Here is a 24,371-nt window from a genome sequence, read left to right on the forward strand (position 1 = left end):
GAGGTCTGTCAGGCGAGTTTTATCATGATCATGCCGGCAAGCAGCAAGATGAGCCCCATCCAGCCCTTGTTGTTTAAGCGCTGGCCGAAGAGTACCCAGCCAGCGGCCAGGGTAGCGGCGATACCAAAACCGCCCCACAGCGCATAGGCCACCGAAAGATCGATCCCTTTTACCGCCTGGGACAGCGCGCTGAACGCCCCCAGAACCGCGGCAATCGACATCAGGCCGTAGAGTTTACGGCGAAAACCATCCGAGAATTTCAGCAGAACGTTCGCCAGGATCTCCAGCACGATGGCGAGCCCCAGCCATGCCGCATGAACCCACTCAAACTGTTGCATGGTTCTGCTCCTTCTGCTGTTTGCCAGGCTTACGGGTACCCGATTTAATCAGCACAATACCCGCGACCAGCGTCGTTAATCCGGCGACCTTCATTGTTGTTAATGTTTCGTCAAATATCAGCACGCTGAACAGCGTAATCAACAAAATACCGATCCCTTCCCACAGTGCATACGCGACGCCCAGCGCAATTTTTTTCACCGCAAACGAGAGGAAAATATAAGAAAGCGAAATCATCACCAGCATCAAAATAAAACCGGTATTGCCATCGCTGACGCTTGCCCATTTCATAGACAGCGTGCCGGTAATTTCAGCGATGATAGCCAGCGCTAATAGGATCCAGTAAAACATGTTTTTCTCCTGCTTGAGAATATAATCCATCATGGCTCGCTGCGTGCAGCAAACCAAAAAAATACGAATTGAAATCAGATAGCTAAGCGCTTAACGCCAGCTCAGGCAGAAGACGTGACTATAGTGCGGTGCGCCAGTGTTGCTCACCAGAAAGCAGGCAGAAAGAAGTGGAGTAGACAGCGGTATTGTTTGAAGAGTACGTCCTGAACATATTGTCCATAAAATTACAATTATCCGCGTTGTTGCTTCTCGTCTTTGCGGATGAAAATTGTCCTCGGTAGTTAAACACACCAGATTTGTACCATAAGCCAGGATTTTACTCAAAGTCTTTGCAATTCTTTACCCATACCGTTTGATTTTGGTTAGTTTATTGCAACGCCTTTCACCTTTATTATAAATATAAAGAAAAATTCGGAGTCACCATGGCTAAACCCATTATTACCCTGAACGGGTTAAAAATTGTCATCATGCTGGGCATGCTGGTGATCATACTGACGGGCGTTCGTTTTGCCGCCGACATTATTGTGCCTTTTATTCTGGCCCTGTTTGTTGCGGTGATCCTTAACCCGCTGGTGCAGCGCATGACGCGGCTACGCATCCCGCGCGTGCTGGCGATTACGCTGCTTATCAGCATCATCATTGTGGCGATGGTCTTGCTGGTGGCGTATCTGGGGACCTCGCTCAATGAACTGGCGCGAACGCTGCCGAAGTACCGCTCTTCGCTGGCGATACCGCTGCTGCAGCTGGAACCCTGGCTGCAGCGCGCGGGCATCGAAGTCTCGGTTGAGGAACTCCTGAAATATATCGACCCCAATGCGGCCATGACGATCGTCACCAGCCTGCTGGCGCAGCTTTCCAATGCCATGACCTCCATTTTCCTGCTGTTTTTAACGGTGGTGTTTATGCTGCTGGAGGTGCCGCAGCTGCCGGCAAAGCTGCAGCAGATGATGGTCCGTCCGGTTGAAGGAATGGGAGCGATTCAACGCGCGCTGGACAGCGTCTCCCGCTATCTGGTGCTGAAAACGGCGATTAGCCTGGTCACGGGCGGTGTTGTCTGGGGAATGCTTCTTGCGCTGGACGTTCGCTTTGCGTTTGTCTGGGGGTTACTGGCGTTTGCGCTTAACTACATTCCCAACATCGGCTCCGTGCTGGCGGCGATCCCCCCTATCCTTCAGGTGCTGGTTTTCAGCGGGCTTTATGACGCGCTGATCCTGCTGGCCGGCTATCTGGTCATCAACCTGGTGTTCGGTAATATTCTTGAGCCACGCATGATGGGTCGGGGGCTGGGACTCTCCACGCTGGTGGTCTTTTTGTCCCTGATTTTCTGGGGCTGGCTTCTCGGGCCCGTTGGGATGCTGCTCTCCGTCCCGCTGACCATTATCGTCAAGATTGCCCTGGAACAGACGGCGGGCGGGCAAACTATCGCCGTGCTGCTGAGCGATATGAGCCACAAATAGCGCTGACAGGAGGGACGTATTGCCCCTCCTGTCTTCGCGATAAGCGCCCGGATAGTTACAGATTGAGAATCACGCCACGCGCTATCCTTGCGTGCCAACTACTCGCGCCAGCCCATTGCCGGTGCGACGTGTTTGAGAATGGATTCAATTACGTGCGCATTGTAATCCACACCGAGCTGGTTCGGCACGGTCAGTAATAACGTATCGGCTTCGGCAATCGCGTCGTCCTTTTTCAGCTGTTCAATCAGCTTGTCCGGCTCCGCCGCATAGCTGCGCCCGAAGATCGCGCGCGTTTTCTCATCAAGGTAGCCCACGCTATCGCTGTCGTTGCGGCTGGCACCGAAATACATCCGGTCGCGGTCGTCCATTAGCGCAAAAATGCTGCGGCTGACCGACACCCGCGGCTGGCGCGTATGCCCTGCCTCTTTCCAGGCCTGACGGTACGCGCGGATCTGTTTTGCCTGCTGAATATGGAACGGCTCGCCGGTTTCATCGTCCTTCAGGGTTGAACTTTGCAGGTTCATTCCCAGCTTTGCGGCCCATACGGCCGTCGCATTGGAACCGGCGCCCCACCAGATACGCTCGCGTAGCCCTTCAGAATACGGCTCCAGACGCAGCAGCCCCGGCGGATTCGGGAACATAGGCTGCGGATTGGGTTTGGCAAACCCTTCACCGCGCAGCACCTCAAGCAGCACCTCGGTATGACGGCGCGCCATATCCGATTCGTTTTCCCCTTCCTGCGGGACATAGCCGAAATGGCGCCAGCCATCAATGACCTGCTCCGGCGAACCGCGGCTGATGCCAAGCTGCAAACGACCGCCGGAAATCAGATCCGCCGCGCCCGCGTCTTCGGCCATGTACATCGGGTTTTCATAGCGCATGTCAATTACGCCGGTACCGATTTCGATGGTTTTCGTTTTTGCGCCAATGGCCGCCAGCAGAGGGAATGGCGAGCTAAGCTGTCGGGCAAAGTGGTGCACGCGGAAATAGGCGCCGTCAGCCCCCAGCTCTTCAGCCGCCACGGCTAAATCAATGGACTGCAGCAGCGTGTCTGCCGCCGAGCGCGTGCCGGACTGCGGTGAAGGCGTCCAGTGACCAAAGGATAAAAACCCGATCTTTTTCATAACCATGTGTCCTGAGAATGCTTTGCGTCCTATACACTTTACGCATTACCCGGTAAGAATAAATGCCGTTTATTTAACGGAAAGCATCAAATAAATTGACTGAATTTTTTTCGGGTCCGTCAGGTAAAAAATGGCTGGTTATCGGTTTGATTTAACGTTACTACTCTATGTCAGGATTTTTACACCGGACAGAAAATGAAGAGACGCTATGTTGTTGCGGATGTTTTTACTGACACCCCGTTTCAGGGTAACCCTGTCGCCGTCGTACTCGATGCGGAGGGTATGAGCAAAGCACAAATGCAGCAGGTCGCCGTTGAATTTGGCTACAGCGAAACCACGTTCGTTCTGCCGCCAGACAATCCCTCCAGTACGGCACGCGTGCGAATTTTTACGCCCTCGCGCGAGATCCCCTTCGCCGGGCACCCGAATGTTGGAACTGCGTACGTGCTGGCCTATCACGCCGCGATGAATCATCAGCCCCTGCCTGAAACGCTGCACTTCGAGGAAATAGCCGGTCTGGTGCCAGTACGCCTGCTGCGTGACAACGATACCGTGACTGGCGCAGAACTCCTGGTGCCTGAGGCACTCTCCTGCCGCTCTGAAGTAAGCCCGGAAAGCGTGGCTGCCTGCTTATCCCTGAACGCAGAAGATATCCGTACCGCGGTACATATGCCTGTTGTCGCGTCGGTAGGTCTGCCCTTCCTGATAGCCGAGCTGGCTTCTCGCGAGGCGCTTCGTCGGTGCGTGCCGAATTTACAGGGTTTTCGCGCAACGTTACCGCTGGATGGCGCGGTTTCCCTCTATGCCTATACCCTGGATACGGATCCCGATGAACCTCACGATATGCAGGCCCGCATGTTTACTCCCCGCATGACAGAAGATCCTGCAACAGGTAGCGCGACCGCCGCTACAACGGCGCTGCTGGCGTTGCACCGCAATAAAACGACGCTTAACCTTAACGTCAGTCAGGGCGTTGATATGGGGCGAGCAAGCGTGCTGTTCGCGGGATACGATGCCTCGTCAGGAAAGGCGGTGGTTCGCGTAGGGGGAAAATGTGTGATTACGCTTGAAGGCGCATTTTCACTCTAACGGAGCAATGGCGTTTACCTTTACGGCACCCGATGGGCTATATTGGCACACTATTTTTATCACAGGTAAAACCGGCAATGGCTTTGATCCCCAAAAACTACGCGCGGCTGGAAAGCGGCTATCGCGAAAAAGCATTAAAAATCTATCCCTGGGTCTGCGGACGCTGCTCGCGCGAGTTTGTCTATTCCAATCTGCGTGAACTCACGGTTCATCATATCGATCACGACCATACCAACAACCCGGAAGATGGCAGCAACTGGGAGCTGTTGTGCCTGTTTTGCCACGACCACGAACATTCGAAATACACCGAAGCGGATCAGTACGGCACCACCGTGGTCGCCGGGGAAGACGCGCAAAAAGACGTAGGCGTCGCCACGTTTAACCCGTTTGCCGATTTAAAAGCGATGATGGATAAGAAGAAATAATCCTCTCGTCCCCTCGTGCTTCTCGAATTTAAAATGTCCAGGTGATAGCGGCGGTTGCAGCTCCCTCATTGCGCCGCATCACGATCGGGCTGTTATTCGCACGATCGCCAAGCCAGGTATAGTCCGCGCTCAGAACCGTTCCCCAGTGGGCATCGAACTGATGGCTCCAGGTCAGGCTGGTGTCGACGCCATAGAATCCACCCGGCGCAGCATAGCGGCGATAGCCGGTGCGGCGGCTCTGCTGCTCGCTGACCCCATACCAGGTATTCAGATAACGGCTGTCGCCAAACAGGGCCGCAGACTGAAAGGCGACCGTGTCCTGATTATTTTGTACCGGGATTAGCGTAACGGAAGCCTGATAGCTTCCCCCCTGGCTGTCCGTTAACGGCAGCGTCGCTTTGCCTTCCATACTCAGCCATGGCGCGGCCTGCCAGCCGACGGCAAGGCCGGTATTCAGGGTGGCATCAATGTCCCCCATCCCTTTCAGATTGTTTGCGCCCTCACGCCAGCCAGAATTTTTATCAGCCCTTCCGAAGTCGTAGCCCAGCGTGTGTTCAAAATACCAGCCGCTGTCGTTTTGCAGGTCATATCCCACCCCTTTTTGCGCATCAATAAAGAAAGCGCCTTTACGACCCTGCAGCACCGGAACCACCTGCCACACCTGCTTGTCTGAGCCTGAGTAACGTGGGGCATACTGTCCCCCCAGCCCGACGGTTAAGGAATCGGACGCGGAGCCATCATCCGCCTGCGCGCCGGAAGCCACGGCCATCAGAAGCGGGACGGACATATACAGGACTTTTTTTATCGCTATCATACTGCTCTCCATACGGACGCTGGCGCCTCCTGATACGGGGGCGGCCACACAACGTTGGCGCAGTATGATTTGGCTGAATCAATGAATCGTCGGGATAGTGTTAAGAAATGGTCAAGGTGAACGGATGTTGTCCAGAAGAGTGCTGATTATTGAAGATGACGCCGATGCGGCCGGCGTGCTCGAGGCCTATTTACGGCGGGAAAATTACGACGTGACCATTACCGGAGACGGTCATTCCGGGCTGGATATGGCGCAGCGGTGGAAGCCCGACCTCATCCTGCTGGACGTGATGCTGCCGGGGCTTAACGGCACCGAGGTGCTGGCTGGCCTGCGTCGTAAAAGCGATGTGCCGGTGATCATGGTCACGGCCATGGGGGATACCCCGGACCGCATTGGTGCCCTGCGGTACGGTGCCGATGATTACGTTGTGAAGCCTTATCATCCGGGCGAAGTGGTGGCTCGGGTGCAGGCGGTGCTGCGGCGCAGCAGTAAAAAAGAGACGGACGAAGCGATCCTTCGCTGGCAAACGCTCGAGGTGGACGTTGCCGCCATTGTGGCGAGCGTGGATAACGGCGGCGACGCGCCCGTGATGCTCGATCTTACGCCAACGGAATTCTCGCTTCTGGCAACGCTGCTGCGTTCTCCGGCGCACCCGTTCTCCCGCCAGTATTTACTGGAGCACTGTCTGCCGGAAAGCGAGGCGCTGGAGCGCGTGGTGGACACCCATATTTATAACCTGCGTAAAAAACTCGAAGCGGCGGGGATCTCCGGCGTGCTGATCAACGTTCGCGGCGTGGGTTACAGGTTCAGACAGCCATGATTAAAAATCAGCACTCCTCTCTGTGGCGCTGGATTTGCGCGCGCATTTTAGCGCTGGCTATCGGCAGCGTGATCGTCATTGCCACCTGCATGTGGCTGCGCTATGCGGTACAGAACTACTGGATAATGGGCAAAATGCCAGCGGCGGTCCGGCAGGAGTTTCTGACGCTCAGCCAGAACCCGCAGGCCAATCCGGCCCGCTTCCACTCGATTGTGGACACCTGGTGGGGACTGAGCTATTCCACGCCATCTATCGCCTCAGCCGACTGGGCCACGGTGGCCCTGCTGGTGCTGGTGATGATCCCGTTTATCGTGGTGATGGGGCTCAAACACGCCCGGCCGCTGGCGCTGCAGTTCAGCCGCCTTCGCGATGCGGCAAAGGATGTTGCCGACGGGCAGTTTGGCCGCCAGGCGGAACTTATCAAGGATGCGCCGGCTGAAATGGTCAGCTTTGCGACCGACTTTAACTCCATGACGGGACAGCTCGCCCGCTATGAAAAAGAGCTCCGCGCCTCGCACGTTGCGATGGCGCACGAGCTGCGCTCGCCCCTGACGGCCGCCATCGGGCGTCTGCAGGGCATGTTAGACGGCGTGTTTGACGCCAGCCCGGCGCAGCTCGGCATGGTGATGAAACAGCTCCAGCACCTCAACCGCCTCACCGATGAGCTTCACCTTCTCTCGCTCGCCGACGCGGGTAACCTCGTGCTGGAGGACCAGCCGTTCTGTCTGGATGAGCTGATTCAGGAGCGGGCTGCCTGGATCATGCCCGAGGCTGACGCGCATCATTTTCGGATAACGCTTCGCAACCCGCGCACCAGCCCCTTCAGAGGCGATGCGTTCCGTCTTGGACAGGTCGTTACCATCCTCATGGAAAATGCGCTTCGTTACGGGCGCGATGGCGGCCACCTTGAGGTGGCGCTGCACTACGCCAGCGGGCGCTACACCCTCGAATTTACCGATGACGGGCCGGGCGTGTCGCCCCAGTTCTTACCGGAAATGTTTAAACGCTTTAGCCGCGAGGAGCAGTCCCGCGCGCGGCATTCCGGCGGCAGCGGCCTCGGTTTATCCATCGCCCGGGCGATTTGCGAGGCGCATGGGGGGGAGATTAGCGCGTCATTACCGGAAACCGGCGGCCTCGCCGTGCGCATTTTATTGCCCTGGCATCCGTCCGGTAATGAAAATCTTCACTCTTGATAAAGCCTTGACAGAACATCGAATCTTTCTCGACGTAGCGCGCATTTAATAACGCCATTCCCTTTATGGAGCGGCGTTATGTCAGACGAATTTTTTCTCTCCCTCCGCCACTGCCTGCATCATTTGTACGGCGTGGCGCGCACCCTTTCCTGGCTGCATTTTCTTCCCCTGGCCCTGCTTGCGCTGGCGATTTTTCCGCTGACCGGCTGCGGTGATAAACACGAAAATAAGCCCGATCCTGCGCGAGCGGTACGCTACGTCGTCGTTGGCACCGCCCAAACCCTTCCCGCGCTGGAAAGAACCGGTGAGATCCATGCCCGCGATGAAACGACCCTGAGCTTTCGGACCGGGGGTCGGATACTGACGCGCAGCGTTGATATTGGCGACCGGGTCACTGCCGGACAGCTGCTGGCCACGCTTGACAACACGACCGGGCAAAACCAGCTCGACAGCGCGGCGGCCGACTATGAAGGTGCTAAAGCCTCGGCGCAGGTCGCCGCGCTTAACGTCAGTCGAATGCAAAAGCTCATGCCAACGGGCGCGATAGCCCGCACGCAGCTCGACAGCGCCCGTGCGGACTGGCTTGTCGCCCGCGCGCGCTTAAAAAGCAGCGAGGCCGCGTGGCGAAATGCCCGCGAAAGCCTCGGCTGGACGCGCCTGATCGCGCCGCAGGCGGGCGTCATCACCGCCGTGAACGCTTCTGCGGGGCAGGTTGTCAGCGACGGTCAGTCCGTGCTGACGCTGGCAACGAGTGAAGCCCGCGACGTGGCGTTTGATATTGCCACTCCGGATGCGATCCCGCCTCTGGATAAGGCGGAGTTGCGGGTTTCCCTCCTCAGCGACCCGTCGGTGCAGGCGTCTGCCGTGCTGCGGGATATCACGCCGCAGGCCGATCCTCAGACCCGCACCTGGCGCGTCAGGGCCACCCTGCAAAACCCGCCGGCGGCCATGGCGCTGGGCGCCAGCGTAACCGTCACGTTGCCATCGTCTGCCCCGCGCGGCTACACCCTTCCCGCCTCGGCGCTGACCCGCATCGGCGACAAACCGGCCGTTTTTGTGATTACCCCGCAGTCGCGGGCGCAGCTGCGCGCGGTGGTGCCCGCGAGCTATACGGCCACCTCCGTCATGATTGCCTCCGGCCTTGAGCCGGGCGACAGGGTGATTACGGCGGGCGTGAGCACATTACGATCCGGCGAGCCGGTGGTTGCCGGAGAGGTTCAGCCATGAACACAGTACCGGAAGCCAAATTTAACCTCTCCGCCTGGGCGCTGAAGAACCAGCAGATGGTCAGCTTTTTCATGCTGCTGGTGATTGCGATGGGCGTGTTCTGCTATGAGAAGCTGCCGCGTAACGAAGATCCGGCTTTTACCATTAAAACGGCCGTCGTCTCCGCGCAGTGGCCGGGAGCCTCCGTGGCGGATACCACCCGCCTGCTGACCGATACGCTTGAAAAAAAGCTGCAGGAAACGCCCTGGCTGGACTATCTCGAAAGTGAAACCCGGGCCGGACGCACCGTTATCCACGTCAACCTCCGTGACGATACGCCCCCGCAACGCGTGCCGGATATCTGGTATCAGGTTCGCAAAAAAATGCAGGACATCGCGCCGTCCCTGCCCGAAGGGGTGCAAGGTCCTGCCGTGGACGACGAGTTTGACGACACGTTCGGCACAATTTACGCCTTTATTCCCGAAGGTTTTACCCTGCGGGAGGTGCGGGATCGCGCAGAGACAATACGGCGCGAGCTCATGTCCCTGCCGGATATAGGCAAAACCACCCTGCTGGGCGAACAGCAGGAGCAGTGGGTTCTCGCCTTTTCTCCGGCGCGCCTGGCCGGGATGGGGCTCGATATTCAGGCGGTCGCCGACGCCCTCCGGGCGCAAAACGCCGTTGTCCCGGCAGGAACAATGCGTACCGAAAAAGAGAACATGGCGATCAAGGTCAGCGGAGCGCTCACGACCGAGGAGAGCTTACGCGCCGTCACGCTGCACGTGAACAATCGCTATATTCCGCTGACCGACATTGCCACCGTCACCCGGGAAATCGCCGAGCCACCGGCCCCGGCCTACCGGGTGAACGGCAAACCGGCTATCGGGCTGGCGGTGTCGATGGCGCCAACGGGCAACATGCTGCGTTTCGGCGCTGCGCTGAATGCCAGAATGGCGGCCCTCAGCGCCGGGCTGCCGCACGGTATCGAGATGGTGAAAGTTGCCGATCAGTCAGCGGTGGTCAGTGACGCGGTAAGCGGGTTTATCCGGGTGCTTATCGAAGCCGTTGTTATCGTGCTGGCGGTTTCATTTGTCTCGCTGGGGTTACGGGCCGGACTGGTGGTGGCGACGGCCATTCCGCTGGTGCTCGCCATGACGTTTGCCGGCATGATGCTCGCCGGCATCGGCCTTCAGCGTATCTCGCTCGGGGCGCTGATCATTGCCCTGGGCCTGCTGGTGGATGACGCCATGATCGCCGTCGAAACGATGGTCTCCCGGCTGGAAGCGGGGGATTCCCGTCGGCACGCGGCCACGCATGCGTTCAAAACGACGGCCTTCCCGATGCTCACCGGTACTCTGGTGATGATTGCCGGCTTTATTCCCGTTGGTTTTGCGGCCTCCAGCGCCGGTGAATACTGTTTTTCCCTGTTTGCGGTGGTGCTCATTGCCCTGCTCTGCTCCTGGGCTGTCGCGATCCTGTTTTCGCCGCTGACGGGCACGTGGCTGCTGCCGGAAAAAGTCAGACATCACGCGGCAGGCCCCGGCAGGATCGCGCGCGGGTACGGACGGCTTTTACGCCTGGCACTGCGCCACCGGCTCGCTACCGTGCTGATTGCGCTTGCCGCGCTGGGGCTGTCAGCGTACGGCACAACGTTTATGCAGGGCGAGTTTTTCCCCGCTTCGGACCGGCCAGAGCTGCTGGTCAGCCTGACGCTTCCGGCCAACGCGTCGCAGCCGGAAACGTTAAGAGAGGTGGAAAAGCTGGAAAAGGCGCTGGCAGGCAACGGCAACATCGATCGCTATTCGACGTACGTCGGGTCGGGCGCCATCCGTTTTTACCTGCCGATGGACGTGCTGCTGGAAAATGAAAATATCGCCCAGATGGTCGTGGTGGCTAAGGATCTTGAGGCGCGGGATCGTCTGCATGCTCAGCTCAACAGGATCCTGGCGACGCAGTTTAGCGACATCATCACGCGCGTGTCGCCCCTTGAGCTGGGGCCGCCCGTCGGCTGGCCCATCAAATACCGGGTGAGCGGGCCAGATTATCTGCAGGTCCGGGCGTTGGCGAACCGTCTCACGGACGCGATTGGACAGTCCCCGTTCTCACGCGACGTTAACCAGACGGCCGGAGAGCCGGAGAGGGTCATCACCCTTAAGGTGAATCAGACGGCGGCCAGAGCGGCGGGAGTATCGTCAGAAAGCCTCGCCCGCACGCTGAACACCGTCTGGTCCGGCAGCGTTGTTACCTCCATCAGGGATAACGACCGCCTTGTCGACGTGGTGCTGCGGGCCACGGACGATGCACGTCACAGCACCTCCACCCTCTCCTCGCTCACGATTCAGGGGAATGAAGGTAAAAAAATTCCGCTCAGCGCCGTCGCGACGCCGGTCTGGGGCGTGGACGATCCGGTCGTCTGGCGTCGGCAGCGCGTGCCCTTCATCACGGTGCAAACGGACCTTGCCCCGGGGCTGAAGGCTGAAGCGGTATCCGCGGCGCTTCGTCCGGCGGTCGACAAGCTGCGCGCGAGCCTGCCCGCAGGTTACAGCATTGAAGAGGGCGGCGCGGTTGCCGAATCGGACAAGGGGAACAGCTCCGTCTTTACCGTTCTTCCGGTAACGCTGGTCATCATGCTGTTGCTGCTGATGCTTCAGCTGCGGCGTTATTCCCGGATGCTGCTGGCCCTCCTGATGGCCCCGTTTGGCCTGCCGGGGATCGTGCTGGCTATGCTGCCCGGCGGCACGCCGATGGGGTTTGTCGCGCTGCTGGGCGTCATCGCTCTGGCGGGAATGATCGTGCGCAACGCGGTGATACTGATTAGCGAAGTTGACAGCAATCTTGCTCAGGGGATGGCAAACGATGCCGCGATTATGGCGGCCGCGGAGCACCGGGCCAGGCCCATCTGCCTGACCGCCTGCGCCGCCATTCTGGGCATGATCCCGATCTCTCATCAGGTCTTCTGGGGGCCAATGGCCTATGCGATTATCGGCGGGCTGCTGGTCGCGACGCTGGTGACGCTGACCGTATTACCCGCGTCGTTTAGCCTGCTGTTACAGTGGGGAGCTCAGCGCAACGCCACAGAAGACGGACTGCGCTGAGGCTCCACCGTTTCCCGGCAGATTACGCGGCGGTCAGCGCAAAACGGTCTTTCAGGACATGGCGGATTTCATCCTCCGCCAGTTTCCGCGTTTCAGTGCCGTTCGCCGTGATGGTTTTCAGCATATCGCCCAGCAAAATCTGGCGTCCCTCCGGGCTGTGTTGCACCACCACCCGCTTCTGCACAAAGATGGCATCCGGGTGCGTGGAGTTAAGGTAGTTGGCCGGAACGAAGTCAATCCATTCCTGAGGGGTGAGATCAAAGCCGTACTGCCGGGCCCACTCTCCCTCAACCTTCGCCTCAAGCAGATACTCACCCTCCGCGCCGCGGCTTAGCCGAAACGTGTCGAAATCCTGCATGATATCCACATCAAGCGTGTCCAGCGCCATCGGCGCACGAATGCCGTAGCTGCCGAACCCGAGATCGCAAAGCCACTGTCGGCTATCTACCTCAGCGACGATCGCCATGTGGGTTTTCGGCCGCCGCACGGGGTAGAACATCGGGCGCGCCGCCACGAAGCGGTAAGAGATCCCTAACGCCGCCAGCGCCATGGCAAAAAGCCCGTTTACCTCATAGCAGTAGCCGCCGCGCCCCTGCGTTAACACCTTATCGGCGATATCGTCTGGCGCCAGCGAGACAACTTTGCCCGCCTGCACGTCCAGATTTTCAAAGGGAACGGAAAAGAGCTGATGACGCATCAGCGCATGCAGGGTGGCCGTATCGGCACCCGCCGGTCCGGTGTAGTTTATGCGTTTGAAATAGGTGGAAATGTTGAAGTTATCGCTGTGCATAATGCCTCCTTGTCCTGAACATGCCGGACACTATAGATGGCGCGCATCATTGGCTGTATAGTCAGTTTTATCGAAAATTAGCCTGAACAGTTACCCATGTCTGCCCCGTCCCAGTCCTCTCCTCACTATCGCCGTATTGCGGATATGCTGCGTCTTACCATTACGTCCGGCGCGCTGCGCGCCGGTGACAGGATGATCTCCGCGCGCAAACTGGCCGAACGCGAGCGCGTTAGCCTTCCGACGGCGCTGGAGGCCCTTCGCTGCCTGGAGGCTGAAGGGCTGATCGTTGCGCGCCCGCGTTCAGGCTATTACATCCGTCAGACCAGCCAGCCTCCGCGCACGGAGCCCGCGCGTTCCACGCCGGGCCCGGTCCCCGTCACAATGTCCGCCGTGGCCCGGTCGCTGTTCAGCAGTGCAGAAGCCCGGCTGATCCCGCTGGGCGCCGCCCTGCCCGATCCCGCGTGGCTGCCGGGAGATGCCCTGCAGCGGGCGTTGCACTCTGCGGGCCGTCGCCTGGACGCGCATGGACAGAGCTACAGCCTGCCTCCGGGAAGGCGGGATTTGCGAAGCAGGATTGCCGCGCGTTCTGCCCAGTGGGGAGCCCGGTTCGGCGCGGACGATCTCATTATTACCGCAGGCGCGACGCAGGCGCTGCGCCTGGCCCTTCGGGCCGTGTGCCAGCCGGGCGATGTCGTGGCGATTGAGCAGCCCGCCTACTTTGGCACGCTCCTGCTGCTGGAGGATTTAGGCCTGAAGGCTTTAGCGATCCCCACCGACCCTGTGGAAGGCCTGCTGCTGGAACCGCTGGCGGACGCCATTCGCTGCCACCGCCCTGCGGCCGTTCTGGCCTCGCCCACCGTGCAAAACCCTTTGGGTGCCAGCATGCCCGTCGCGCGCAAGCAGGAACTGGTTGCCCTGCTTGAAGAGGCTGAAATTCCTTTGATTGAGGACGATGTTTACGGTGACCTGGTCGGCGAGGGGCAACGCCCTCCGGCCTGCAAGGCGTTCGACCAGAGCGGGAATGTGATCTACTGCAGTTCCCTGTCTAAAACGCTTGCGCCCGGATGGCGAATCGGCTGGATCGCCGCCGGACGCTACACCCCGCAGGTCTTACAGGCCCGCATGGCCGGAGAATGGGCTGGCGCCCCGCTGCTGGAAGCGGCGACGAGCGAGGTTCTGGCGAGCGGCGACTACGATCGCCATCTGCGGCGGCTGAAGCGCCGGATCGCAGAGGGCGTTCGCGCCGTCGTGGCGCAGGTCAAGGCGAGCTTTCCGCCCGGTACGCGCGTTAACGTGCCCGCTGCCGGTTTCCTGCTGTGGGTTGAACTGCCTCAGCGGGTCAACGCGCTGGAGGTGCATCGTCGCGCGCTGGCGCTGGGCATTGGCGTCAGCCCTGGCCCTCTGTTTTCACCTGCCGCAGAGTTAACGCACTTTCTGCGGCTGAACTGCGCAAACGAACCCACGCCCCGCCTGCTGAACGCCGTAGAACAGATTGGCGCGCTGTGTCACGAGCTGGCCGCTTTCACACCAGACTCTCCAGCCACTCGGTAAAGACCCGCACCTTGCGGGAGAGGTGGCGGTGTGGATAGAGCAGTGACAGCTTGCGGTCCGGCGAGCGATAGTCCGGCAGGACTTCAACCAGAAGACCGCGGTCAATGTAAGGCTGGAGAAAGAGATTCATCCCCTGCATTAACCCCAGTCCGGCCAGACCTGCCGCGATGTAGGCCTCGGAGTTATCCACGACAAGCTTACCGGGCAGGGTAATCTCCGCGATGCCTTCTGGCGTGGTAAACGTCCACGGATGAATTTGTCGGCTGCGGTTATTAATCCAGTTGATGGCCTGATGTTTGTATAAATCATCCGGCGTTTCTGGCGTACCGTGCTTTGCCAGCCAGGCCGGGCTGGCGCAGGTCGTGATTTTGATGTTCCCGATTTTACGCGCGATATACTCGCCGTCCTCCAGCTCTCCCACCCGCAGCACGCAGTCCAGGCCATCCCGCAGCATATCCCGACGGCGGTCAGAGCTGCTCAGAATGATGTCGATCTCAGGATGCTGACGATAAAAATCAGGCAGATTGGGTATCACCCGCAGCGTGGCAAAAGAGACCGGCATATCCACACGCAGCTGGCCGTGTATTGCCCGGTCCGTACCAAACGACTCCAGCAATTCGTCCGCCTGCGCCAGCAGGGGTTTGCTCCGGCGATAAAACGCTTCCCCATCCGGGGTCAGGCTAATCCGACGCGTTGTGCGCTGCAGTAGCCGCGTGCCGCTGTGCTGCTCCAGAAGCTGTAACGCTTTGGTGACTGCCGGACGATGGATCTGCAGATTCTCCGCCGCCTGGCTAAGACTGCCTGACTCGACAATTTCAATAAAAATTCGAAGAGCTTCAAAGAGGTTTATTTGCATAAGGAATGCTTTTGCCGCGAGCAGAATAATGTGATTGTTATTAATTTTATAACAGTGATGAATCTTTTTGGCTATTTTTCCTAACAATCCTCCGCCCTACACTCTTCCCCATTCAAACGTGAGGGAGAGTCTGCTATGAAAAATAACCGTATTTGTCAGATCCTGGGCATCGAAAAACCTGTTATTCAGGGGCCGTTATCCTGGCTCACGGATGCCCGTTTAGTTGCTGCGGTCAGCAATGCCGGAGGGCTCGGCGTGCTGGGGCCCAATGCCGGTTTAACCGCCGACACCGCGGTCTCCACGCCGGAAGAGACCGCCGAAAAAATGCGCGAAGAAATTCGTAAAACCAAACGGCTGACCGAGAAACCGTTTGGCGTGAACCTGATCCCCACGGCCGTTAATGACGTCTGGACTGGGCCTATTCTTCAGGTGGTGAAAGACGAAGGCGTCAGGGTCGTGGTGTATACGGGCTACGGGGAAGGCAGCATTATTCCCGCCCTGTTCCGCGAGTTAAAAGAGGCGGGTATCGCCATTATCTACCGCGACATCAACCCAACGCCGGAGAACACCCGCCTCGCAGAAGAAATGGGGGCTGACATTATCGTCGCCACCGGTTTTGATGAGGGTGGAACGTTACCCGCAACGGCGCTTGGCACCTTTTCCATCGTGCCGCTGATTGCCGATGCCGTGAAGCACATTCCGGTGATGGCCGCGGGCGGCATTACCGATAACCGCACCGCCAGAGCGGCGCATGCATTGGGCGCGGAAGGCGTGTTTGCCGGGTCGGTCTTTATCAGCACGGAAGAAAGCCGCGTGCCGCAGGGGGTCAAAGAGAAAATCGTTGCCGCCAACGGTCTCGATTTGCTGCTTTTCCGCACCGTGCCCCATTACTACCGCGCTCTTCCCGGCAAGCTGGCGGAAAAACTGGCGGCGATGGATAAAGCTGGCGCAAGCAACGACGCGCTGGGCAAGGCGATGGGAGGATTACGGGGCCTGCGCCTGGGCATGCTGGAAGATAATACCGATGAAGGCTATATCGCGCTCGGCACGGGGATTGGGAACATCCGCAGCGTGAAAAGCGTGGCCGAAGTTGTGAATGCGTTAACGGTTGAGTAAGCACCCGGCGTCCTGGGCTGCCCCAGGACGCCCAGGCTCATCAGGGAATAATCCGCGCGGCTCTCATCTGCGCGAACAGGCTGAAAAACATCTCATCGGTCGCCTGCATTTGCGTAAAGCCCGCCCTGCGCAGCTTGCTCCCGTCACCAAACATGTCGTAATTCCAGCCAAAGACAAAATCGGCAAAATGGCCGTCGCTCAGCTGCAAAATATCCGCTTCCGCCAGCCCCTCTTCGGCAAGCTCGCGCCATACGCCGCGATAGTCGTTAAACAGCTGATGAAATGACAGCCTCACCGGCGGCGCAGAGTCCAGTTCAAACCAGCGCGCAATACGCGGCCACAGCTCGCTCCAGCGCCAGATATCGCCATTGTTTACGTTGAACGCCTGATTCTGTGCCGCAGGTGACGCGGCGGCCCACAGCGTGGCCTCGGCCAGCAGCCCGGCGTCGGTATGGTCAACGATGCTGTGCCAGGCCTGTTCCGAACCGGGAAAACGCAGCGGTAAACCCTGCGCCCTGCACAGGGAGGCGTACAGGGCGATGCTCAGCGCAAGGTTCATGGCATTGCCCGGTACCGGGCTCCCCACCACGCCCGGCCTGATGGCATTCCAGTGCCAGTCTTTCCCCCGCTGAAACTGGCTGAGCCACGCGAGCTGCGCGGCGTTAAATTCGGCACCCGGCACGCCGGGATCGCTTTCCCGCGCCGGGGTTTTAAACGGCCCCAGATGCGCACCATAGACTTTGTACCCCTGCATCAGGCTGACCGTCTGCAAAGGTGCCGTTTTTTCGAGGGTGCTGACCAGATTGCGCAGCATGGTGACGTTCGGCTCAACCATGTCCGTCCAGTTCGCCGCGTTCGCCCAGGCGCTGTAAAAGATGTGGGTAATACCGTTCAGGGCGTGCAGCGCCCTTGCGGTGTCCTGCGCATCCAGTAAATCAACGTTCACCATGGGAATGCCGTCCGGATGGGTTACCTCGCGGCGACTGAGGCCGATCACTTCCCACTGATGGTGCAGGAGCGTGTTGACCAGCTGTCTGCCGACAATGCCGCTGGCCCCCGCGACCAGGGCGACGTTGTGTTGCTGCATCTTATTCATGGTGTTTCTCCGCAAAGGGTGACAGACGCAGTGTGATCTATTATTTTTTCTGGAGATATCCCCTGAAACCGATGGCACTTATAAGCAGAATCATTAAATGAATAATAAGCTCACCGCCATTTCTACCTTTCTACGCGTCGCTGAAGCGGGCTCGTTTTCAGCGGCCGCCCGTCAGACCGGCATTAAGCAGTCCGCCGTCAGTCAACAGATCGCGGCGCTTGAGGATGAGCTTGGCGTGGTGCTGCTGCACCGTACGACGCGTACGATGAAGCTGACCGAACAGGGTGAACGTTACCGGCGTGATATGCAGCTTGTGCTGGACGCCATGGGGGAAGCGGAGAGGCGTTTACATCCTGCCGACCATCGCGTTCAGGGACGCGTCCATGTCCAGTTGCCGAGCGGCCTGGGGCAGATTTTTTTGCCGCATCTGCAGGCGCTGCAGCACCTGCATCCCGAACTGCAGCTGATGCTTTCCCTGGATGACCGCCTTGCCGATCTGGTGACGGAGGGCGTGGATGTCGCGATACGGCTGGGCAGTGAGCCTCCGCAGGCGCACGCGGCTCGCGTGCTGGCGCGTATTGAAGCCGCGCTGTTTGCCGCTCCCGGTTTTCAGGTGGTACACGCCGTCAGCGAGCTGGCGACGCTGCCACACGTACGGTTCAGCGGTATTCCGCTGGATGCCCCCCTGCGCCTGATGTCCGACGAGGAAACGGTCGAGATCAACGTGAATACTGTTTTCCGAGCCAACACCAGCGACGCGCTGCTGCAGGCGCTGGAATCCGGCATGGGTATCGGCGGCATGCAGCGACCGCTCGTGGACAGGGCGCTGCAGGCGGGCACGCTGGTACCGGTGCTGCCCGACTGGCGGTTACCCGATCGCTTCCTCTATGCCGTCTACCCTGACGCCCGCTTTATTCCGCAGCGCGTCAGAAAGGTCGTCAGCGTAATCGAGCAGTTACTGCCTGAAATAATAAAGAAAAATTGATTATTTCCGCCGTAAATCACGTGCATTTTTTAACCGCCAGGAATAGAGTGTTTTTACCGTATCCTCCTCTTTCTGGAGCACTTATGCCGGATTACCGTTTTTTCCAAAAAGGCCCGAACCTCATTGCGATCGAGAGCGCAAACACCGATGCGGCCGCTCAGCTCATCGCTCAGGGGTTTGAAAAACAGTTTGAGGAGATTGGCGCCGCGGATGAAAAAGAGGCGCTTACCCGCCTTGCCGATATCCGTAAAAATAACGAGATCGATCGCCATAACTTCCTGGCCGGAGCGGGCCAAATGCCGTGGATTGGCGTGCTGACGGCTGCGGCAACCTGGTTGACGCAAAAGAAATAACGCAACCATCTTCTACTTCGCCACCGGCAAATCGGCGTACCGCGTCGTATAGGCCGGTGACAGCATCTCACGCTTCATCGCCCAGGATTTCTCAATACCCTGCCCGGCAAACCATATCTTCCCTTTGCCGGAATGATTCAGGCTGTCGATCGTTTCCATCAGCGCCGCGCTGTTGGCGCGCAGGCGATTATCGTCAAACAAGTTAAGCTGGGCGACGCCGCTGCTGAAAAAGTCCGCAAGCATGACCCCGGCTTTCATATAGCGATAGCCGTCGAGCCATATACGCCCCAGCGCCTCCGTGGCGGCGCGGATGATATCCCGTGAGTCATTGGTAGGCGTCATCAGGGTGACGGAAGCCTGATTGCCGTAATAAATTTCGTTATCCGCGTGCGGGCTGGTGCGCACAAACACGCTGATAAAACAACAGTATTGATGCTCGCCGCGCAGTTTTTCCGCAGCGCGTTCCGCGTAGGCGCAAATGGCCTGGTGCATCTCTTCATATTGGGTAATACGGTGTCCAAACGAACGGCTACAGATGATTTGCTGCTTGGTGGGGGTGAACTCCTCCAGATCAAGACAGGGCTCACCGCGCAGCTCGCGGGCCGTCCGCTCCAGTACCACGTTGAAATGTTTGCGGATGACCCAGGACGACGCTTCCGCCAGCTCCAGCGCCGTGGTAATGCCCATAGCGTTGAGCTTTTTCGTGATGCGCCGCCCTACGCCCCACACCTCCTCTACCGGAACCTTTTCCAGCAGCTTACGCTGCCGCTCGCGGCCTGAGAGATCGACCACGCCGCCCGTGCTGGCCCAGCGTTTCGCCGCATAGTTGGCCAGCTTTGCAAGGGTTTTGGTCGGGGCAATACCGACGCCAACGGTTAGGCCCGTATTTTTAAAGACCTCTGTGCGCATCTGGTGACCGAACGCTTCCAGCGACAGGCAGTGGCTGACCCCTGAAACGTTCACGAACGCTTCATCGATGGAGTAAATCTCTATTGCCGGGGCGAGATCGGTCAGCGTCTGCATGACCCGACTGCTGAGATCGGCATACAGCGCATAGTTCGAGCTAAAGACGTAAACTTTTGACGGATATAGCTTTTCTTTGAATTTAAAATACGGCTCACCCATTTTTATGCCGAACTGCTTTGCCTCCCGCGACAGCGAAATGATGCAGCCGTCGTTATTGGACACCACCACGATGGGTTTCCCCTGCAGATCGGGGCGGAAGACCCGCTCGCAGGAGGCGTAAAAGCTATTCACATCAACCAGCGCGAACATGTTTATGCGTTTTGAGCGTGTGGGTGACGACGCCGAAGATCTGCAGCTCCTCTTCAGACTGAAAGGTAATCGGCTGATAGCGGGCATTATGCGGCAGAAGTCTCAGAACCGGACGGGTCTGTAGCTCTTTCACCGTAAACTCACCGGCGACCGACGCCACGACGATATCCCCGTGTTCGGCATTTAACGAACGATCGACCACCAGCAGATCGCCGTCGCCGATCCCCGCCCCAATCATGGAGTCTCCACTCACCTTGATAAAATAGGTCGCACTGGGGTGTCTGACTGCCAGCCGGTTAAGATCGAGACGATCCTCCACATAATCCTGCGCCGGGCTGGGGAAACCACAGGCAACGCGTTCTAAAAACAAAGGTAATTCAATGTCTTGTTTTGGGTGATAAGAAAAGAGAGTGTCCATAATGCCTTTCTCGCCAGGTACTGTATATAAATACAGTATTACGGATTATGGACAAGGATCAAGGTCATTTCCAAAGGCGAACCCAAACGCGTTGAAGTTTGAGCGGTTTTAATTTAGCAACGTTGCCCGCCGTTAACAGGCCTGACAGCACAAGTCATATAAAAGTCATCTAGTTTATGACTTATAAAAAATAACATCACTATGCAATAACTACATGTTGACTTTTAAGTCAGATAAAAGCATATTTTACGGCACGAATTAACAAGACTTACTGGAGAATATTTTCAATGCCAGCCCGTGACTATCCAGACAAGCGTGTTGCACGCGGTCTGGCAAAGGAGGCCGATCTCAGGATGCTGAGCGCCCGCATCGATCCCGATCTGATGGAGTACATCAGAACCACCGCCTTTGAGACGCGTAAGAGCAAGCAGGAGATTGTGGCGGAAGCGTTAGCGCTTCACAGGCAGAAAAGTCAGACAGGAGCCTAAGCGCGCAAAGCCGGAAGCACCCTCCAGGCTTTGCGCGTGTCACTTTTAATCCCTCAGCGAATTCAGCGTTTCCAGTGCTTCAGGCGGCAAACGCAGCTCCCCCGCCGCGAGGTTTTGCCGCAGATGCGCTACGGAAGAGGTGCCTGGGATCAGCAGAATATTCGGGGAACGCTGCAGCAGCCATGCCAGCGCAACCTGCATTGGCGTGGCGCCCAGTGAATCCGCGACGGCCTTCAGCCCGGAAGATTGCAGTGGCGTAAAGCCTCCCAATGGGAAGAACGGCACATACGCGATCCCCTGCTGCGCCAGCAGATCCACCAGCGCGTCGTCACCCCGGTTCACAATGTTGTACATGTTCTGCACGCACACCACCGGAACCATTTTCTGGGCTTCCGCAACCTGGGTGGCCGTGACGTTGCTCAGGCCAATATGACGCACCAGCCCCTGCTGCTGTAATTCGGCCAGGGTGGAGAGCGGTTCAGCAATTGACCCTTCCGCCGGCCCGTGCGCGCTAAACATGATTCTGAGATTCACCACGTCCAGCACGTCCAGCTGCAGATTACGCAGGTTGTCATGCACCGCCTGGGTCAGTTCCTGCGCGGAAAAGGCCGGTAGCCAGGCACCTTTGTCGTTGCGACGGGCGCCAATCTTGGTGACGAGCGTTAGATCGTCCCGATAAGGGTGAAGCGCCTCACGGATCAGCTGGTTAGTGACATGAGGACCATAAAAATCACTGGTATCAATGTGGTTCACCCCCGCCGCCGCCGCTTCGCGCAGCACGTCCAGCGCGGCCTGCTTATCCTTCGGTGGACCAAAGACGCCCGGCCCGGCGAGCTGCATCGCACCGTAGCCCAGTCGTTTTACCGTCCGCGTCCCGAGCGCGTACGTCCCGCTTTTATCAATGCTGCTCATGTTAACCTTCCTCATAAAAATGATCCGGATTTACAACAGGTTCCTCACCGGAGCCCTTAGTTAAGCGCGAGTTAAATTAAAGTTTAAATTCTATACGACGATAGTATTGGTGTACCTCTGCATCCTTTCTAACGGACGACCGCTATGCTGAAAAATTTGCACGTGATTACCGGTATTATCTTTGCCCTCACCATATTCTGTCTGTTGCAAGTTGTCACGGGAGGGTTGTTCTACTCTGCCGTCAGCAACGATCGCCATAACTTCCAGAATTCCGGCGTGCTCAATGCCCAGCAGGAAAGCCTGAGCGACAGCGTGAACACGCTGGTGAAAACGCGCGTCACCGTCACCCGGGTGGCGATCCGCTACCTGAAAAACCAGCGCGATCCGGCTTCCCTTGCGGCGATCAATAAACTGCTTGGCACCGCAGCCGACTCGCTGGCAAAAGCCGAAACCTATAACAAAGAGTGGCAGAAGCTGCCGCAGGTTAACGGCCAGGAGGCGGCATTAACCGACGAGATGCAGAAGTCCTGGAACCAGATGCACGAAGTGATGCGCCTATCGATTGAGTATCTGCGTGCCGACAACTATCAGGCCTATGGCGATCTGGACGCCCAGCAGGCGCAGGACGAGATGGAGGCGGTTTATAACCGCTGGCGCGCCGAAAACAACACCCTGCTGAAGGCCGCAACCGAAGAGAACCAGAGCAGCTTCACGCAGATGCAGTGGACGCTGGCGGCGATTCTGCTGGCCGTTATCGCGGTTCTGGTGGTCATCTGGCAGGGTTTACAACACCTGCTGTTAAAACCCCTCCACTCCATTATGAACCATATTCGCGCCATTGCAGGGGGTGACCTGACGCAGGAGATCGCTATCTCCGGTCGCAATGAGATGGGCCAGCTGGCCGCGGGCCTGCATGAGATGCAGCAGTCGCTGGTGACCACCGTCAGCGCCGTACGGGGAAGTACGGATTCCATCTACACCGGCGCAGGCGAAATTGCCGCAGGAAGCAACGATCTTTCCGCCCGCACCGAGCAGCAGGCCGCCTCGCTCGAAGAGACCGCCGCCAGCATGGAAGAGCTGACCGCGACGGTTAAGCAGAACTCCGATAACGCCCGTCAGGCCACGCTGCTGGCGAAAAACGCCTCTGAAACGGCCGCGCGCGGCGGTCACGTCGTGGATAACGTGGTTCGCACCATGAACGAAATCGCCGACAGTTCGCAGCAAATTGCGCATATTACCGGCGTGATCGACAGCATCGCGTTCCAGACCAACATTCTGGCGCTTAACGCCGCGGTGGAAGCAGCACGCGCCGGGGAACAGGGCCGTGGTTTTGCGGTTGTTGCAGGTGAAGTCCGTACGCTGGCGAGCCGCAGCGCGCAGGCGGCGAAAGAGATCAAAGGGCTTATCGAGAACTCCGTCAGCCGGGTGAATACCGGTTCTGAGCAGGTTAGCGAGGCTGGCACCACCATGAAGGAAATTGTCGCCGCCGTCACCCGCGTGACCGATATTATGGGTGAGATTTCATCAGCCTCTGACGAGCAGAGCCGCGGTATTGAGCAGGTGAGCCTGGCCGTTTCGCAGATGGACAGCGTGACGCAGCAAAACGCCGCGCTGGTGCAGGAGTCCGCCACGGCGGCTGCGGCACTGGAAGATCAGTCCGAGCAGCTGCGCCAGGCGGTAGCCGCGTTTCGCCTGAACGGCAAAGAAAAAGCGGTCGCCCCGCGCCCGGCCAGTCTGAAAACGCCACAGCTGCTGCGCCCGGCAACGACAACCGCCTCCACCGACAGCAACTGGGAAACGTTCTGAGTCACCGGCGGGCGAGGAGATCGCCCGCTAGCGGCTGCGCTTGGCGTGCCGCTCCCAGTTTTCCCGTTTTGCCTCATCCGATTTTCGCAGTGAAACATAACATGCCCCGCTGCCGCCGTGATGCGGCAGCGCCGCGCAGAAGGCCTGCACTTCCTCGAACTCGGTTAACCAGCGCGCCAGATAGCTGCGCACCACATTGGGATGCGAGTTCTGCTCGCGCCCTTTCCCGTGAATGATAATCAGATTGCGTAACCCGTCGCGTCCGGCCTGGCGAATAAAAGAATAGAGCATCTGACGGCAGCGTTCGGCGGGCTGGCGCAGGAGGTTTAAGCTGGCCTGGCGGGCATATTTCCCCGAGCGCAGCTTATCGATAACGCCCTGCTGTACCCCTTCGCGCTGGAACGCCAGCGGTTCTTCCAGGGGAAGCATGTCAAGAAAATCCAGCGTCAGGAAGTTATCCAGCTGTTCGCTATCCACCTCCTCGCGCGTCCGCGTATTGCGGCTGGGCTGCCAGTGAATATCCGCGCAGCGCTTCAGGGGCTGGACATCTTCCATGGCGTCAAGAAAAAATGATTTGTCGTCAGGGTTCATGGACATCCTCCGGCTACATCCGAGGGCTGTACTATACCTGCGCCAGAGACCGGCCTCAATCACCGTTACGGGGCAATGCGCGGTAATAATATTAACCTGATGAATATATATAGTAATTATTAAATAGATTTAAATCAGACTTAACTAAAATTTCAGCAAAGGTAAAATACGTGATTTATGTTAAAATTTCGTGAAATCAATCACTCGCCCGCCTTTCATTTTTC

General features: G+C 58.3%; 25 protein-coding genes. 13 read left to right on the plus strand and 12 right to left on the minus strand.

Going from position 1 to position 24,371, the window contains the following annotated elements; all coding sequences use genetic code 11:
- Window positions 1-8: 8 nt before the first annotated feature.
- The 3 genes from mdtI to AC27FC_RS05550 all read right to left on the minus strand — a co-directional run bounded on the left by mdtI (window position 9) and on the right by AC27FC_RS05550 (window position 976).
- On the minus strand, window positions 9-338 hold the full coding sequence (mdtI, locus tag AC27FC_RS05540; protein WP_024909144.1) for a multidrug/spermidine efflux SMR transporter subunit MdtI: 330 nt from the start codon (window positions 336-338) through the stop codon (window positions 9-11).
- On the minus strand, window positions 325-687 hold the full coding sequence (gene mdtJ, locus AC27FC_RS05545; RefSeq protein WP_029739354.1) for a multidrug/spermidine efflux SMR transporter subunit MdtJ: 363 nt from the start codon (window positions 685-687) through the stop codon (window positions 325-327). The genes mdtI and mdtJ overlap by 14 nt, the downstream gene beginning before the upstream one ends.
- Before the next feature lie 118 nt (window positions 688-805).
- Window positions 806-976: a protein YdgV gene (locus tag AC27FC_RS05550; protein WP_085930315.1), complete on the minus strand. Its 171-nt coding sequence runs from the start codon at window positions 974-976 to the stop codon at window positions 806-808.
- A gap of 133 nt (window positions 977-1,109) precedes the next feature.
- Here AC27FC_RS05550 and AC27FC_RS05555 point away from each other — a divergent pair, with 133 nt between their 5' ends.
- Window positions 1,110-2,144 (plus strand): AI-2E family transporter, encoded by a 1,035-nt coding sequence (locus AC27FC_RS05555; RefSeq protein ID WP_039262698.1) that lies wholly within the window; start codon window positions 1,110-1,112, stop codon window positions 2,142-2,144.
- Window positions 2,145-2,242: 98 nt separating this feature from the next.
- On the opposite strand, the gene AC27FC_RS05560 is transcribed toward AC27FC_RS05555, so the two are convergent.
- Window positions 2,243-3,268 (minus strand): LLM class flavin-dependent oxidoreductase, encoded by a 1,026-nt coding sequence (locus tag AC27FC_RS05560; protein ID WP_048980463.1) that lies wholly within the window; start codon window positions 3,266-3,268, stop codon window positions 2,243-2,245.
- A gap of 195 nt (window positions 3,269-3,463) precedes the next feature.
- On the opposite strand from AC27FC_RS05560, the gene AC27FC_RS05565 reads away from it, so the two are divergent.
- Together AC27FC_RS05565 and yajD are read left to right on the plus strand one after the other, a co-directional pair.
- Entirely contained in the window at window positions 3,464-4,357 is an 894-nt protein-coding gene (locus AC27FC_RS05565) for a PhzF family phenazine biosynthesis protein (protein WP_064672387.1), read from the plus strand.
- 77 nt (window positions 4,358-4,434) lie between these two features.
- Entirely contained in the window at window positions 4,435-4,782 is a 348-nt protein-coding gene (gene yajD / locus AC27FC_RS05570; RefSeq protein ID WP_003857471.1) for an HNH nuclease YajD, read from the plus strand.
- Between the two features lie 28 nt (window positions 4,783-4,810).
- Here yajD and AC27FC_RS05575 read toward each other — a convergent pair whose 3' ends face one another.
- A complete protein-coding gene (locus AC27FC_RS05575) occupies window positions 4,811-5,596 on the minus strand; it encodes a MipA/OmpV family protein (protein ID WP_196354496.1) in 786 nt (261 codons plus the stop codon).
- 124 nt (window positions 5,597-5,720) lie between these two features.
- Between AC27FC_RS05575 and AC27FC_RS05580 the strand changes: the two genes are divergently transcribed.
- From AC27FC_RS05580 to AC27FC_RS05595, 4 genes are all read left to right on the plus strand, one after another.
- On the plus strand, window positions 5,721-6,416 hold the full coding sequence (locus AC27FC_RS05580) for a response regulator (protein ID WP_029739347.1): 696 nt from the start codon (window positions 5,721-5,723) through the stop codon (window positions 6,414-6,416).
- Window positions 6,413-7,609 carry a sensor histidine kinase gene (locus AC27FC_RS05585; protein ID WP_196354498.1) on the plus strand — a complete coding sequence of 399 codons (1,197 nt, stop codon included), beginning with the start codon at window positions 6,413-6,415 and terminating at the stop codon, window positions 7,607-7,609. The genes AC27FC_RS05580 and AC27FC_RS05585 overlap by 4 nt, the downstream gene beginning before the upstream one ends.
- A gap of 78 nt (window positions 7,610-7,687) precedes the next feature.
- Complete coding sequence (locus tag AC27FC_RS05590; RefSeq protein WP_094935350.1) at window positions 7,688-8,836, plus strand: efflux RND transporter periplasmic adaptor subunit; 1,149 nt, start codon at window positions 7,688-7,690, stop codon at window positions 8,834-8,836.
- Window positions 8,833-11,910: an efflux RND transporter permease subunit gene (locus AC27FC_RS05595; protein WP_196354500.1), complete on the plus strand. Its 3,078-nt coding sequence runs from the start codon at window positions 8,833-8,835 to the stop codon at window positions 11,908-11,910. Before AC27FC_RS05590 ends, AC27FC_RS05595 begins: the two co-directional genes overlap by 4 nt.
- 22 nt (window positions 11,911-11,932) lie before the next feature.
- On the opposite strand, the gene AC27FC_RS05600 is transcribed toward AC27FC_RS05595, so the two are convergent.
- Window positions 11,933-12,700, minus strand: a complete 768-nt coding sequence (locus AC27FC_RS05600; RefSeq protein ID WP_196354502.1) for an arylamine N-acetyltransferase family protein — start codon at window positions 12,698-12,700, stop codon at window positions 11,933-11,935.
- A 96-nt stretch (window positions 12,701-12,796) separates the two neighbouring features.
- Here AC27FC_RS05600 and AC27FC_RS05605 point away from each other — a divergent pair, with 96 nt between their 5' ends.
- Entirely contained in the window at window positions 12,797-14,251 is a 1,455-nt protein-coding gene (locus tag AC27FC_RS05605; protein WP_232960372.1) for an aminotransferase-like domain-containing protein, read from the plus strand.
- On the opposite strand, the gene AC27FC_RS05610 is transcribed toward AC27FC_RS05605, so the two are convergent.
- Window positions 14,223-15,107 carry a LysR family transcriptional regulator gene (locus AC27FC_RS05610; protein WP_196354506.1) on the minus strand — a complete coding sequence of 295 codons (885 nt, stop codon included), beginning with the start codon at window positions 15,105-15,107 and terminating at the stop codon, window positions 14,223-14,225. The genes AC27FC_RS05605 and AC27FC_RS05610 overlap by 29 nt on opposite strands.
- A gap of 135 nt (window positions 15,108-15,242) precedes the next feature.
- Here AC27FC_RS05610 and AC27FC_RS05615 point away from each other — a divergent pair, with 135 nt between their 5' ends.
- Window positions 15,243-16,223 carry an NAD(P)H-dependent flavin oxidoreductase gene (locus AC27FC_RS05615; protein ID WP_196354508.1) on the plus strand — a complete coding sequence of 327 codons (981 nt, stop codon included), beginning with the start codon at window positions 15,243-15,245 and terminating at the stop codon, window positions 16,221-16,223.
- A gap of 40 nt (window positions 16,224-16,263) precedes the next feature.
- Here the strand turns inward: AC27FC_RS05615 and AC27FC_RS05620 are convergent, their stop codons facing one another.
- The gene (locus AC27FC_RS05620; RefSeq protein ID WP_196354510.1) at window positions 16,264-17,319 is read right to left on the minus strand and encodes an SDR family oxidoreductase; all 1,056 of its coding nucleotides are present in this window, start codon (window positions 17,317-17,319) and stop codon (window positions 16,264-16,266) included.
- A gap of 97 nt (window positions 17,320-17,416) precedes the next feature.
- On the opposite strand from AC27FC_RS05620, the gene AC27FC_RS05625 reads away from it, so the two are divergent.
- Together AC27FC_RS05625 and AC27FC_RS05630 are read left to right on the plus strand one after the other, a co-directional pair.
- Complete coding sequence (locus AC27FC_RS05625) at window positions 17,417-18,304, plus strand: LysR family transcriptional regulator (RefSeq protein WP_196354511.1); 888 nt, start codon at window positions 17,417-17,419, stop codon at window positions 18,302-18,304.
- A gap of 83 nt (window positions 18,305-18,387) precedes the next feature.
- A complete protein-coding gene (locus AC27FC_RS05630) occupies window positions 18,388-18,657 on the plus strand; it encodes a hypothetical protein (RefSeq protein WP_033145359.1) in 270 nt (89 codons plus the stop codon).
- Window positions 18,658-18,669: 12 nt separating this feature from the next.
- Here AC27FC_RS05630 and umuC read toward each other — a convergent pair whose 3' ends face one another.
- Both umuC and umuD read right to left on the minus strand, forming a co-directional pair.
- The gene (gene umuC / locus AC27FC_RS05635; protein WP_143347117.1) at window positions 18,670-19,932 is read right to left on the minus strand and encodes a translesion error-prone DNA polymerase V subunit UmuC; all 1,263 of its coding nucleotides are present in this window, start codon (window positions 19,930-19,932) and stop codon (window positions 18,670-18,672) included.
- Window positions 19,916-20,350, minus strand: a complete 435-nt coding sequence (gene umuD, locus AC27FC_RS05640) for a translesion error-prone DNA polymerase V autoproteolytic subunit (protein ID WP_029740280.1) — start codon at window positions 20,348-20,350, stop codon at window positions 19,916-19,918. The genes umuC and umuD overlap by 17 nt, the downstream gene beginning before the upstream one ends.
- 287 nt (window positions 20,351-20,637) lie before the next feature.
- Between umuD and AC27FC_RS05645 the strand changes: the two genes are divergently transcribed.
- On the plus strand, window positions 20,638-20,838 hold the full coding sequence (locus AC27FC_RS05645) for a hypothetical protein (protein ID WP_023311485.1): 201 nt from the start codon (window positions 20,638-20,640) through the stop codon (window positions 20,836-20,838).
- Between the two features lie 45 nt (window positions 20,839-20,883).
- Here the strand turns inward: AC27FC_RS05645 and AC27FC_RS05650 are convergent, their stop codons facing one another.
- Window positions 20,884-21,750 carry an aldo/keto reductase family oxidoreductase gene (locus AC27FC_RS05650; protein ID WP_094935358.1) on the minus strand — a complete coding sequence of 289 codons (867 nt, stop codon included), beginning with the start codon at window positions 21,748-21,750 and terminating at the stop codon, window positions 20,884-20,886.
- A 144-nt stretch (window positions 21,751-21,894) separates the two neighbouring features.
- Here AC27FC_RS05650 and tcp point away from each other — a divergent pair, with 144 nt between their 5' ends.
- A complete protein-coding gene (gene tcp, locus AC27FC_RS05655) occupies window positions 21,895-23,556 on the plus strand; it encodes a methyl-accepting chemotaxis citrate transducer (RefSeq protein ID WP_069302722.1) in 1,662 nt (553 codons plus the stop codon).
- Between the two features lie 27 nt (window positions 23,557-23,583).
- Here tcp and smrA read toward each other — a convergent pair whose 3' ends face one another.
- Window positions 23,584-24,147, minus strand: coding sequence for a DNA endonuclease SmrA (smrA, locus tag AC27FC_RS05660; protein ID WP_094935359.1), 564 nt, complete (start codon window positions 24,145-24,147; stop codon window positions 23,584-23,586).
- Window positions 24,148-24,371: the final 224 nt, after the last annotated feature.

The organism is Enterobacter sp. C3_dUdeg (genome assembly GCF_057536195.1).